At 72.3% G+C, this 11,245-nt stretch carries 11 protein-coding genes; 7 read left to right on the plus strand and 4 right to left on the minus strand.

The genetic code is table 11. The features are described from left to right. Positions 1-73 precede the first annotated feature (73 nt). Complete coding sequence (locus tag ACIRG9_RS19725; protein WP_402857486.1) at positions 74-2,236, minus strand: elongation factor G-like protein EF-G2; 2,163 nt, start codon at positions 2,234-2,236, stop codon at positions 74-76. A 255-nt stretch (positions 2,237-2,491) separates the two neighbouring features. Here ACIRG9_RS19725 and pgsA point away from each other — a divergent pair, with 255 nt between their 5' ends. The 7 genes from pgsA (at position 2,492) to ACIRG9_RS19760 (ending at position 8,665) form a co-directional block, all read left to right on the plus strand. Further along, positions 2,492-3,109 carry a phosphatidylinositol phosphate synthase gene (pgsA, locus tag ACIRG9_RS19730; RefSeq protein ID WP_402857488.1) on the plus strand — a complete coding sequence of 206 codons (618 nt, stop codon included), beginning with the start codon at positions 2,492-2,494 and terminating at the stop codon, positions 3,107-3,109. Next, positions 3,106-4,041 (plus strand): phosphatidylinositol mannoside acyltransferase, encoded by a 936-nt coding sequence (locus ACIRG9_RS19735; RefSeq protein ID WP_402857490.1) that lies wholly within the window; start codon positions 3,106-3,108, stop codon positions 4,039-4,041. The genes pgsA and ACIRG9_RS19735 overlap by 4 nt, the downstream gene beginning before the upstream one ends. Before the next feature lie 101 nt (positions 4,042-4,142). Further along, on the plus strand, positions 4,143-5,303 hold the full coding sequence (locus ACIRG9_RS19740) for a glycosyltransferase family 4 protein (RefSeq protein ID WP_402857492.1): 1,161 nt from the start codon (positions 4,143-4,145) through the stop codon (positions 5,301-5,303). A gap of 82 nt (positions 5,304-5,385) precedes the next feature. Further along, positions 5,386-5,886 carry a hypothetical protein gene (locus ACIRG9_RS19745; RefSeq protein ID WP_402857494.1) on the plus strand — a complete coding sequence of 167 codons (501 nt, stop codon included), beginning with the start codon at positions 5,386-5,388 and terminating at the stop codon, positions 5,884-5,886. A 173-nt stretch (positions 5,887-6,059) separates the two neighbouring features. Beyond that, positions 6,060-6,977: a pyridoxal 5'-phosphate synthase lyase subunit PdxS gene (gene pdxS, locus ACIRG9_RS19750; protein ID WP_402857495.1), complete on the plus strand. Its 918-nt coding sequence runs from the start codon at positions 6,060-6,062 to the stop codon at positions 6,975-6,977. A gap of 57 nt (positions 6,978-7,034) precedes the next feature. Next, positions 7,035-7,640 (plus strand): pyridoxal 5'-phosphate synthase glutaminase subunit PdxT, encoded by a 606-nt coding sequence (gene pdxT, locus ACIRG9_RS19755; RefSeq protein WP_402857497.1) that lies wholly within the window; start codon positions 7,035-7,037, stop codon positions 7,638-7,640. Positions 7,641-7,915: 275 nt separating this feature from the next. Continuing rightward, positions 7,916-8,665, plus strand: a complete 750-nt coding sequence (locus ACIRG9_RS19760) for a YebC/PmpR family DNA-binding transcriptional regulator (protein WP_402857499.1) — start codon at positions 7,916-7,918, stop codon at positions 8,663-8,665. A gap of 108 nt (positions 8,666-8,773) precedes the next feature. On the opposite strand, the gene ACIRG9_RS19765 is transcribed toward ACIRG9_RS19760, so the two are convergent. From ACIRG9_RS19765 to ACIRG9_RS19775, 3 genes are all read right to left on the minus strand, one after another. Continuing rightward, the gene (locus tag ACIRG9_RS19765; protein WP_402857503.1) at positions 8,774-9,175 is read right to left on the minus strand and encodes a hypothetical protein; all 402 of its coding nucleotides are present in this window, start codon (positions 9,173-9,175) and stop codon (positions 8,774-8,776) included. 112 nt (positions 9,176-9,287) lie between these two features. Then, positions 9,288-10,349: an ABC transporter permease gene (locus ACIRG9_RS19770; protein WP_402857506.1), complete on the minus strand. Its 1,062-nt coding sequence runs from the start codon at positions 10,347-10,349 to the stop codon at positions 9,288-9,290. Further along, on the minus strand, positions 10,349-11,242 hold the full coding sequence (locus ACIRG9_RS19775) for an ABC transporter ATP-binding protein (RefSeq protein ID WP_402857509.1): 894 nt from the start codon (positions 11,240-11,242) through the stop codon (positions 10,349-10,351). Before ACIRG9_RS19775 ends, ACIRG9_RS19770 begins: the two co-directional genes overlap by 1 nt. Between the last annotated feature and the right edge of the window lie 3 nt (positions 11,243-11,245).

Raw genomic sequence — 11,245 nt, forward strand, 5'->3', positions numbered from 1 at the left:
CATCCCGAGTCGTCACGGGCCGGGCGGACCGCCTGCGTCGAGTGCCCGGCTCGCGGGGTGGCGCGCGGCGGGGTCAGGAGTGGGCAGTGTGCTCCTTGCGGACCTGTTCGGCGAGATGGGTGGGCATGGGTTCGTACCGGGCGAACTCGCGGCGGAAGGTGCCGGTGCCGGCGGTCATCGAGCGCAGCTCGACCGCGTACCGGAGCAGTTCGGTGGCGGGCACCTCGGCGCGGACCAGGGTGCGCCCCTCGGCGTCCGGGTCCGGCTCGGTGCCGAGCACCCGCCCGCGGCGGCCGGAGAGGTCGCCCATCACGGCGCCGACCGACGAGTCGGTCACCCGGACGGTCACCCCGTCGACCGGCTCCAGCAGCGTCGGCTGGCCCTTCTCGGCGGCGTCGCGCAGCGCGAGGCCCCCGGCGGTCTGGAACGCCGCGTCGGAGGAGTCGACGCTGTGCGCCTTGCCGTCGAAGAGGGTCACCCGCAGGTCCACCACCGGGGAACCGGCGACCAGGCCGCGTTCCATCTGCGCCCGGACGCCCTTCTCCACCGACGGGATGTAGTTGTGCGGGACCGCGCCGCCGACGACCTTGTCGACGAACTCGAAGCCGGCGCCGCGGGGCAGCGGCTCCACCTCGATGTCGCAGACCGCGTACTGGCCGTGGCCGCCGGACTGCTTGACGTGCCGGCCGTGCCCCTTCGCGCCGGCGGCGAACGTCTCGCGCAGCGCCACCCGGACCGGCTCGGTCTCCAGCTCCACCCCGCCGGCGCGCAGCCGGTCGAGCACCACGTCGGCGTGCGCCTCGCCCATGCACCAGAGCACCAGCTGGTGGGTCTCGGCGTTGCGCTCCAGCCGCAGCGTCGGGTCGCCGGCCACCAGCCGGGCCAGGTTGCGGGCCAGGGTGTCCTCGTCGGCCCGGCTCTTCGCCACGATCGCCACCGGCAGCAGCGGCTCCGGCATCTCCCACGGGGCGATGAGCAGTGGCTCATCCTTGGCGGAGATGGTGTCGCCGGTCTCCGCGCTGCCCGACTTGGTGATCGCGCAGATGTCCCCGGCGACGGCGGCGGGCACCTCGCGCAGCGCCGCGCCCAGCGGGCTGTAGAGGTGGCCGACCCGCTCGTCGGCGTCGTGGTCGGCGTGGCCCCGCTCGGTCATGCCGTGCCCCGACACGTGGATCACCTGGTCGGGACGGAGGGTGCCGGAGAAGACCCGGACCAGGGACACCCGCCCGACGTGCCGGTCCACGGTCGTCTTGACCACCTCGGCGACCAGCGGGCCGTCCGGGTCGCAGTCCAGCGGCGGGCGCGGCGAGCCGTCCACCCCGGTGATCGCCGGCAGCTCGTGCTCCAGCGGCGACGGGAACGCCGACACCAGGCCGTCGAGGAGCACGTCCAGGCCGACCCCGGTCTCCGCGCAGACCGGCACCACCGGGTAGAAGTGGCCCCGGGCCACCGCCTTCTCCAGGTCGGTGACGAGCACCTCGGTGTCGATCTCCTCGCCGCCGAGGTAGCGGTCCATCAGGGTCTCGTCCTCGCTCTCCGCGATGATCCCCTCGATCAGCTCGTTGCGCGCCTCCACGATCGCGGGCAGGTGCTCGGGGTCCGGCTCCCGGACCGTCGCGGGCAGCCCGGCCGTGTAGTCGAAGACCCGGCGGTTGATCAGCCCCATCAGGCCGACGACCGACACGCCGTCGTCGCCGAGCATGGGCAGGTGGAGCGGAAGCACGTTGTCGCCGAAGACCCGCTGACAGAGCGCCACCGCCTCGTCGAAGTCGGCGCGCGGGTGGTCCAGCCGAGCCACCGCGACCGCGCGCGGCATGTCGACCGCGGCGCACTCCTCCCAAAGCGCGGCGGTGGCCGCGTCCATCCCGTCGACGGCCGAGACGACGAACAGCGCCGCGTCGGCGGCCCGCAGGCCGGCGCGTAGCTCGCCGACGAAGTCGCCGTAGCCGGGGGTGTCCAGGAGGTTCACCTTGACGTCGCGGTGCAGCAGCGGGGCGCAGCACAGGCTCACCGAACGCTGCTGGCGTACGGCGGCGGGGTCGTGGTCGCAGACCGTGGTGCCGTCGGTGACGGTGCCGGCACGACCGATCGTGCCGCTGGCCGTCAGCAACGCCTCGACCAGGGTGGTCTTCCCCGCCCCGGAGTGCCCGACCAGCACCACGTTGCGAACCCTGCCGGGCTCGGTCACCACCGGCGCGCCGCCGGTGACACCCTTCTCCTGATTTTTCTGCGCCATCGCGGCGCACCTCCCTCAGCCGGTGGTGGTGGCGGCCGCCGCGCGACGGGGAAGCGGGCCCCGGCGGGCGGGTGCCGCGGCGATATCCTCCGATGGTCTCGTGGACGACGGGTTCCCGGACGGTTGGTTCGGTGAGCTGGCTCACCTCCCAGGCTCGATCTCACACCCGTCGCCGACCCCGCACAAGGGCCGACAGACCCTTCGAGCCGACCGGCCGTGCCGCCGGCGGCTTCCGGCCGTTATCGTGGGACCGCCATGGCGAAGATCTTCCAAGTAACGGCCCGGGCGGGCATGACCCGCGTCGTGGAGCCGGTCGCGCGCGGTCTGCTCCGCGCCGGCGTGTCCCCCAACGCGGTCACCGTGACCGGCACCGTCGGCGTGCTCGTCGGCGCGCTCGGCTTCGGCGCCCGCGGTCACCTGGTCGCCGGTGCGCTGATCGTCACGGTCTTCGCGCTCACCGACCTGCTCGACGGCACGATGGCCCGGATGAGCGGTGGTTCCACCCGCTTCGGTGCCTTCCTCGACTCGAGCATGGACCGGATCGCCGACAGCGCCGTCTTCGGCGCGGTCGCATACTGGCTGGCCACCCAGGGCGACCACGCCGGGATGGCCGCCGCGCTGCTCTGCCTGGCCGCCGGCGGGCTGGTCTCCTATGTCAAGGCCCGCGCCGAGGGGCTCGGGATGACCGCCAACGTGGGCATCGCCGAGCGCACCGAGCGGCTGCTGATCGTCGGGGTGGGCGGCCTGCTCACCGGCCTCGGCGTCGACCTGGCGCTGCCGATCGCGCTCTGGCTGCTCGCCGCCGTCTCGATCTTCACGGTCGGGCAGCGCATGACGCACGTGTACCGGCAGGCGCAGCAGGGCCACGAGTGAACCTCACCGAGCTGGGCTACGTCGCCGGCTGGCGGTTGGCCCGCACGCTGCCCCGGCCGGTGGTCGCCGCCGCCTTCCGGGCGGGCGCCGACCGCGCGTACCGCCGGGGCGGTCGGAGTACGGACCGACTCCGGGCCAACCTGCGCCGGGTGGTCGGCCCGGATCTGCCCGAGGCGGAACTGGACGAACTGGTCCGGGCCGGCCTGCGGTCGTACGCCCGGTACTGGATGGAGGCGTTCCGGCTGCCGTCGCTGAGCCGCCAGGAGATCCTCGACGGGTTCCGCCTCGGCGGCGCGGACAAGCTCGGCGCCGACGTGGCGTCCGGTCGGGGCGCGGTGATCGCGTTGCCGCACGGCGGCAACTGGGACGCGGCTGGCGCCTGGGTGGCGGCCACCGGCTGGCCGATCACCACGGTCGCCGAGCGGCTCAGGCCGGAGAGCGTCTACAAGCGTTTCCTCGCCTACCGGCAGGGCCTGGGCATGGAGATCCTGCCCACCCACGGCGGCGAGCGGCCGGCGTTCGAGGTGCTGGTCGACCGGCTCCAGGCCGGTACGGTGGTGCCGCTGCTCGCCGACCGGGACCTCTCCGCGCGCGGCGTGGAGGTGGACTTCTTCGGTGGCCGGACCCGGATGCCGGCCGGCCCGGCGCTGCTGGCGATCCGGACCGGCGCGCCTCTCTACGTCACCACGATGTGGTACGAGCCGGACCGCGCCTGCGCCGCCCTCGACGGCCCGCTGGAGCTGCCGGACCCGAGCAGCGGCTCACTGGAGTTCCGGGTTCGCGTGCTCACCCAACGGATCGCTGACGGCCTGGCCGCGGGCATCGCCCGCCACCCGCAAGACTGGCACATGTTGCAGCGGATGTGGCTGGACCAGCGGACCGACGGCCCAGCCGCTGCGCCGCAGCCGCCGGCCGCCACCGGGACGATCTGAGGAGGGGCCGGCGATGAGCGCGAGGAGTGCGGCGCGGCGGAGCCCCACGGCGGCGCGGCCGGGAACCCGGAACCAGCCGGTCGCGAACGAAGGGCACTGACATGCGGATCGGCATCGTGTGCCCGTACTCCTTCGACGTGCCGGGCGGGGTGCAGAACCACGTCATGGACCTGGCCGAGGCGTTGATCGGGCTGGGCCACCAGGTGAGCGTGCTCGCCCCGGCCGACGAGGACTCGCCGCTGCCCCCGTACGTGGTGGCCGCCGGGCGGGCGGTGCCGCTGCCGTACAACGGATCGGTGGCCCGGATCGCCTTCGGCCCGGTCTCCACCGCCCGGGTGCGGCGCTGGATCACCCGGGGCGACTTCGACGTGCTGCACGTGCACGAACCGTTCACGCCGAGCCTGTCGATGCTGGCCGTGCTCTCCGCCCGCGGCCCGGTGGTGGCCACCTTCCACACCGCGATGACCCGCTCCCGGGTGCTCTCCGCGGCGCAGGGGATGCTCCAGATCGTGCTGGAGCGGATCACCGCCCGGATCGCGGTCAGCGCCCTGGCCCGCAAGGTGCAGGTCGAGCACATGGACGGCGGCGCGGTGGAGATCCCCAACGGGGTGGCGGTGGCGAAGTTCGCCGGCGTCGAGCCGCTGCCCGGCTGGCCGGGGGAGTGCGGTCCGGGCAGCGGCGGGACGGTGGGTTTCCTGGGCCGGTTCACCGAGCCCCGGAAGGGCTTTCCGATTCTGCGGGACGCGTTCGTCGCGCTCGCCCCGCACCGTCCGGGGCTGCGCCTGCTGGTGGCCGGTCCCGGCGACCGGGACGATCTGTACGGGCAGTTCCCGGCCGGGCTGCGGGATCGGGTGACGTTCCTCGGCATGATTCCCGAGGCGGACAAACCTCGCATGTTGCGCAGCCTGCACCTGTACGTGGCACCCAACACCGGCGGGGAGTCCTTCGGGATGATCCTCACCGAGGCGCTCGCCGCCGGCACCACCGTGGTGGCCAGCGACCTCGACGCCTTCCGCCGGGTGCTGGACGGCGGGCGGGCCGGGCTGCTGTTCCCGACCGGCGACGCGGTGGCCCTGCGTACCGCCCTGGCCGAGCTGCTGGACGACGCGGACCGGCGGGCGGCGCTGACCGCCTGCGGCGATCAGGTGGTGGCCGGTTTCGACTGGCCGGTGGTGGCCCGACGGGTGCTGGAGGTGTACGCGGCGGCGATCGAGGCCACCGACGGTCGGGTCATGGACCAGGAATGGGTGGAGCTGGGCTGAGCCGGGTGGCCGGTGGGAGCGGTGTGACCAGCGTGTCGGCCGGTGAGCGCGCCGACCCGGGCGGGAACGGAGCAGCACTACGATGCCGGGAATGTGGTTGGTGGTCGCGCTGGTGGTCGTCGGGCTCGTCGCGGCGTACCTCTTCTGGACGGCCAACCGGGTCGAACGGCTGCAGATCCGCGCGGAGTCGGCGGCCCGGGCGCTCGACGCCCACCTGCTGCGGCGCGCGGCGGCCGCCGCCGTGCTGGCCGAACAGCGGTACGGCGTGGAGCTGTACGCGGCCGCGCGGATCGCCCTGGACGCCGTCCCCGAGGAGCGGGAGGCCGCCGAGAACGACCTCACCCGGCAGCTGCGCGCGGTCGAGCTGGACCCGGACGACCCGGCCTGCGAGGCGGTGATCGCGGCGAGCCGGCGGTTGGCGCTGTCCCGGCAGGTGCACACCGACCTGGTCCGGGATGCCCGGGCGGCCCGCCGCCGCCCCCTGGTGCGCCTGTTGCGGATGGGACGCCGGCACGATCTGCCCCGTTACTTCGACGTCGACGATCCCACCCTCAGTCGCGCGGCGGACGTCCCCGCCGGCTGACCCGCGCCGCTTGACCCGCAGCTTGACCTGCGCCGGCGCCCAGCCGTCGGTAGCGGGCGTGACGCCGACCACAGAGCAGGCCACCATGGGTCTGATTGGCTGTCGGAACGGTGTTGACCCCGTCGTAGCATTTCCGCAGCCACCCCCTGAGCATGCCCGAGGAGCGATGACCCGTGCCCGAATCCACCTCCCCGAACACCAACGCCACCCCCGCCGTCGGCACCGCCCGCGTGAAGCGGGGCATGGCCGAGATGCTCAAGGGCGGCGTGATCATGGACGTGGTCACCGCCGAGCAGGCCAAGATCGCTGAGGACGCCGGCGCGGTCGCCGTGATGGCGCTGGAGCGGGTGCCCGCCGACATCCGTGCGCAGGGCGGCGTCTCCCGGATGAGCGACCCGGACATGATCGACGGCATCATCAACGCCGTCTCGATCCCGGTGATGGCCAAGGCCCGGATCGGCCACTTCGTCGAGGCGCAGGTCCTCCAGTCGCTCGGCGTGGACTACGTCGACGAGTCCGAGGTGCTGACCCCGGCCGACTACGAGAACCACATCGACAAGTGGGCGTTCACCGTCCCGTTCGTCTGCGGCGCGACCAACCTGGGCGAGGCGCTGCGGCGGATCACCGAGGGCGCGGCCATGATCCGCTCGAAGGGCGAGGCCGGCACCGGTGACGTCTCCAACGCCACCACCCACATGCGCAAGATCCGTAAGGAGATCCGTCGGCTCCAGTCGCTGCCGACCGACGAGCTGTTCGTCGCGGCCAAGGAGCTGCAGGCGCCGTACGAGCTGGTCAAGGAGATTGCCGAGACCGGCAAGCTGCCGGTGGTGCTCTTCACCGCGGGCGGCATCGCCACCCCGGCCGACGCCGCCATGATGATGCAGCTCGGCGCCGAGGGCGTCTTCGTCGGTTCGGGCATCTTCAAGTCCGGCAACCCGGCCCAGCGTGCCGCCGCGATCGTGAAGGCCACCACCTTCCACGACGACCCTGACGTGCTGGCCAAGGTCTCCCGCGGCCTGGGCGAGGCGATGGTCGGCATCAACGTCGACGAGATCCCGCAGCCGCACCGCCTGGCCGAGCGCGGCTGGTGACGTGAACCGGACGGGCCCCCGGCCAGGGGCCCGTCCGGTCGACCGAGAGGAGCGAAGGTGACCGCACCCGTCATCGGGGTGCTCGCCCTGCAGGGGGACGTACGCGAGCACGTCGCCGCCCTGGCCGGCGCGGGCGCGCAGGCTCGCCCGGTCCGCCGTCCGGCCGAGCTGGACGCGGTCGACGGGCTGGTCATCCCCGGCGGGGAGTCCACCACCATCAGCAAGCTGGCCGACATCTTCGAGATGCGCGAGCCGATCGACAAGCGGATCGCCGCCGGCCTGCCGGTCTACGGGTCCTGCGCCGGCATGATCATGCTGGCGTCCGAGGTGCTCGACGGCCGCCCCGACCAGCGCGGCTTCCAGGGCATCGAGATGACCGTGCGGCGCAACGCCTTCGGCCGGCAGGTCGACTCGTTCGAGGCGCCGGTGCGGATCGCCGGGGTCGAGGGCGCGCCGTTCCACGCCGTCTTCATCCGGGCCCCCTGGGTCGAGCGGGTCGGCGAGGGCGTCGAGGTGCTCGGCCGGGTCACCGACGAGCCGGCGTCCGACCGGATCGTCGCGGTCCGGCAGGGCAACCTGCTGGCCACCTCGTTCCACCCGGAACTCACCGGCGACCTGCGGCTGCACCGCTACTTCGTGGACCTGGTCCGGGCCGCGGCCTGAGCGCCGCCGTACGCCGCCGGGCATGGCCACCGGCCTGCGGTTCTTTGTCCTCCCGGAGCGGCCGGGCCACCCCGCCGGACTATCGCCCCGCGCCGCACCGGGTGCCGGGTGTGACATGCGGGGACCCCCTCTCGGTAGGATTGCCGCGGTTCGGCAGGGCACAGCTCGCCGCAGCCGTCCACGCGGAGCCGTCCGGCCAGCTCCATCCGTACCGGTTGACCGCGGAATCGGCGCGGGCAGTCGACGCAGGCGTGGATCACTAACGGAGGTATGAGATGTCTGGCCACTCAAAGTGGGCGACCACCAAGCACAAGAAGGCCGTCATCGACGCCAAGCGCGGCAAGATGTTCGCCAAGCTGATCAAGAACGTCGAGGTGGCGGCCCGGACCGGCGGCGGCGACCCGGCCGGCAACCCGACCCTCTACGACGCCATCCAGAAGGCGAAGAAGAACTCCGTCCCGAACGACAACATCGATCGCGCCGTCAAGCGCGGCTCGGGCCTGGAGGCCGGCGGCGCCGACTACCAGACGATCATGTACGAGGGCTACGGCCCGAACGGCGTCGCGCTGCTCATCGAGTGCCTGACCGACAACCGTAACCGCGCCGCCACCGAGGTGCGCACCGCGCTGACCCGCAACGGCGGTTCGTTCGCCGACGCCGGCTCGGTGTCATACATGTTCTCCCGCAAGGGTGTGGTGATCGTGCCGAAGGCCGGCACCAGCGAGGACGACGTGATGATGGCCGTGCTGGACGCCGGCGCCGAGGAGGTCAACGACCTCGGCGAGGCGTACGAGGTGGTCTCCGAGCCGGGCGACCTGATCGCTGTGCGCACCGCACTGCAGGACGCCGGCATCGAGTACGAGTCGGCCGAGTCCTCCCTCATCCCGAGCGTCAACGTGCCGCTCGACGAGGAGGGCGCGCGCAAGATCTTCAAGCTGATCGATGTGCTCGAGGACTGCGACGACGTGCAGAACGTCTTCGCGAACTTCGACGTCAGCGACGAGATCATGGCGGCCGTCGGCTGACCGTCGCCATGGATATCTGCACCTCCCGGATTTATCGCTATCCGGGAGGTGCATTTCACCACCGCGGTCGGGCGCAGTTGTGATCAGGCCGTTGAACCCACCCTGCGGTCAGTCGCGTTTCGAGCGCTCGGCGATCGCCGGTAGGGCACGCACGAACGAGGCGAGGCTCTTGTACGGTTCACCGTCGAGGACCCGCGCCGCCAGCCCGAACGGGAACCCGGTCACGCCGAGGACCGAGATCGCCGGGGCACCGGGTGATGTCTCGTGCTCGACCCACTCGCCGCCGTGGACCCGGATGGCCACCTCGCCGGTGTAGGCGCCGATCAACTTCCACCACAGGTCGAGGTGCTCTTCGGCGAGCGGTCCGTCGGCGAGCAGGTCGACGCATACCTCGTCGAGCGTCGACAGGCTCTCCGGTGACCAGTCCAGCCGCCGGTCGAACTGCCGGGACACCAGCCCCACGCACTCCTCGGCCAGTGTCTGCAGGTAATTCCGATCCGGTGCGCTCATGATCGGCGATCCTCGCACACTCGTCGATCATGGAGTTGTGGCAGTGGATGATTGTGTCAAGTGGGGCGAACCGGGCGCCACGACTCCATGATCGACGAAGAGCGGGGTGGGGTCAGGTGAGGGGTTCGCGGGCTCGCCAGGCGGTGCGCACCGATGTGCGGCCGTTGGTGCGTAGCAGGGAGCCCTCGTAGATGCGGGCGCCGGCGGCGACGAAGGTGATCGCCGTGAGCAGCAGCAGGGCCAGCGACACCAGCGGCTCCCACCCGGCCGCGTCGCCGGTGAACATCCGCAGCGGCATCGCCGTCGGTGCCGAGAACGGTAGGTACGACAGGATCCGCATCGCGGTGGCGTTGTCGCTCAGGAAGATCACCGCGAAGAACGGCAGCATCACCGCGAGCTGCACCGGCAGCGACACTCCACCGATGTCCTCCTGCCGGCTGACCAGCGCACCGGCCACCGCCCACAGCGCCGCGATCAGCAGAAAGCCGACCAGGAAGAACGGCACGAACCAGCCGATCGCCGGGCCGACCAGGGCGAGCAGGCCGCCGTTGTCGGAGAGTTGCATCCCGGCCACCGCGGCCACGGCGATCAGCGCGATCTGCCCGACCGCCAGCACGCACGCCGCCACGATCTTGCCGGCCAGCAGCGCCCGCACCGGTACGGCGGCCACCAGGATCTCCACGATCCGGGTCTGCTTCTCCTCGGTCACGCTCTGCGCGATCTGCACCCCGAACATCTGGGACGTCGTGAAGAAGACGAACGCGAACGCGAACGGCACGAAGAAGGCGGCCAGCGGGTCCACCGCGTCCGGGTTCAGCAGCCGTATCGCGGGTGCACTGCTCAACGCCTTCACCACGTCGTCGGGGGCCTCGTCCATGGCCAGCACGGTCGGCCCGGTGACCACCGCGGCGTCCACGTCGCCGGCCTGGACCGCCCGCTCGGCGGCGGCGTCGTCGGCGACCACCCGGACGTCGAGGCCGGCCTCGCGTAGCGGGGCGGCGACTGACGCGGTCGCGGCGACCGCCGAGGGTGAGCCGGCCAGCAGGGCCGGCAGCACCGTGGAGGCCACGGCGATGAGCAGGAAGAACAGCGTGCCGATCAGGAACGTCCGGTCCCGCAGCTTGACCCGGATCTCGCGGCCGGCGATCAGCCGGACCGCCTGGTAGGTGTTCACTACTGGTTGACCTCTCGGAAGATTTCGGCGAGGGACGGGGTGACCGGCCGGAAGACACGGACCGGGCCGCGAGCGAGCGCGCCGCGCAACACCCGCTGGTCGTCGGCGTCGGCGGCCAGGTCGAAGACCGCGCGCGGGCCGTCGAGATCGATCAGGGTCACCCCCGCCTGGTCCCGTAGCCAGCCCGCGTCGCCGTCGACGACCAGCTCGAAGCGGGGCAGGGTGTACGCCGCCCGCAGCTCCTCCCGGCCACCGGCCGCCCGGATGGCACCATCCGCGATGATCACCAGGTCGTCGCAGAGCCGTTCGACGACGTCGAGCTGGTGACTGGAGAAGAGCACCGGCACGCCGGCCCGCGCCCGTTCCCGCAGCACGGACACGACGGTGTCCACCGCGATCGGATCGAGCCCGGAGAACGGCTCGTCCAGCACGAGGACCTCCGGGTCGTGCACCAGCGCCGCGGCGACCTGGGCCCGCTGCTGGTTGCCCAGTGACAGCGTCTCCAGCAGGTCGTCGCCGCGTTCGGCGAGCCCGACCCGGTCCAGCAGGGTGTCGGTGTTGCGCCGCGCCGCGCCGAGGTCGAGCCCGTGCAGGCGTCCCAGGTGGACGACCTGCTCCCGGACGGTCATCTTCGGATAGAGACCGCGTTCCTCCGGCATGTAACCGAACCGTTGCCGGTCCTGTCGGGTCAACCGGGAGCCGCGCCAGAGGAGCTGGCCGGCATCCGGGGCGAGCACGCCGAGGATGATCCGCATGGTGGTGGTCTTGCCGGCGCCGTTGCCGCCGACGAAGCCGGTCATCCGTCCGGCGGTCACCTCGAAGGAGATGTTCTTGAGCACCTGGCGGTCGCCGAAGCTGCGATCGACGCCGTCCAGGCGGAGCGTGCTGGTCATGGA

This window comes from Micromonospora sp. NPDC093277 (genome assembly GCF_044765245.1).
Classification (GTDB): domain Bacteria; phylum Actinomycetota; class Actinomycetes; order Mycobacteriales; family Micromonosporaceae; genus Micromonospora.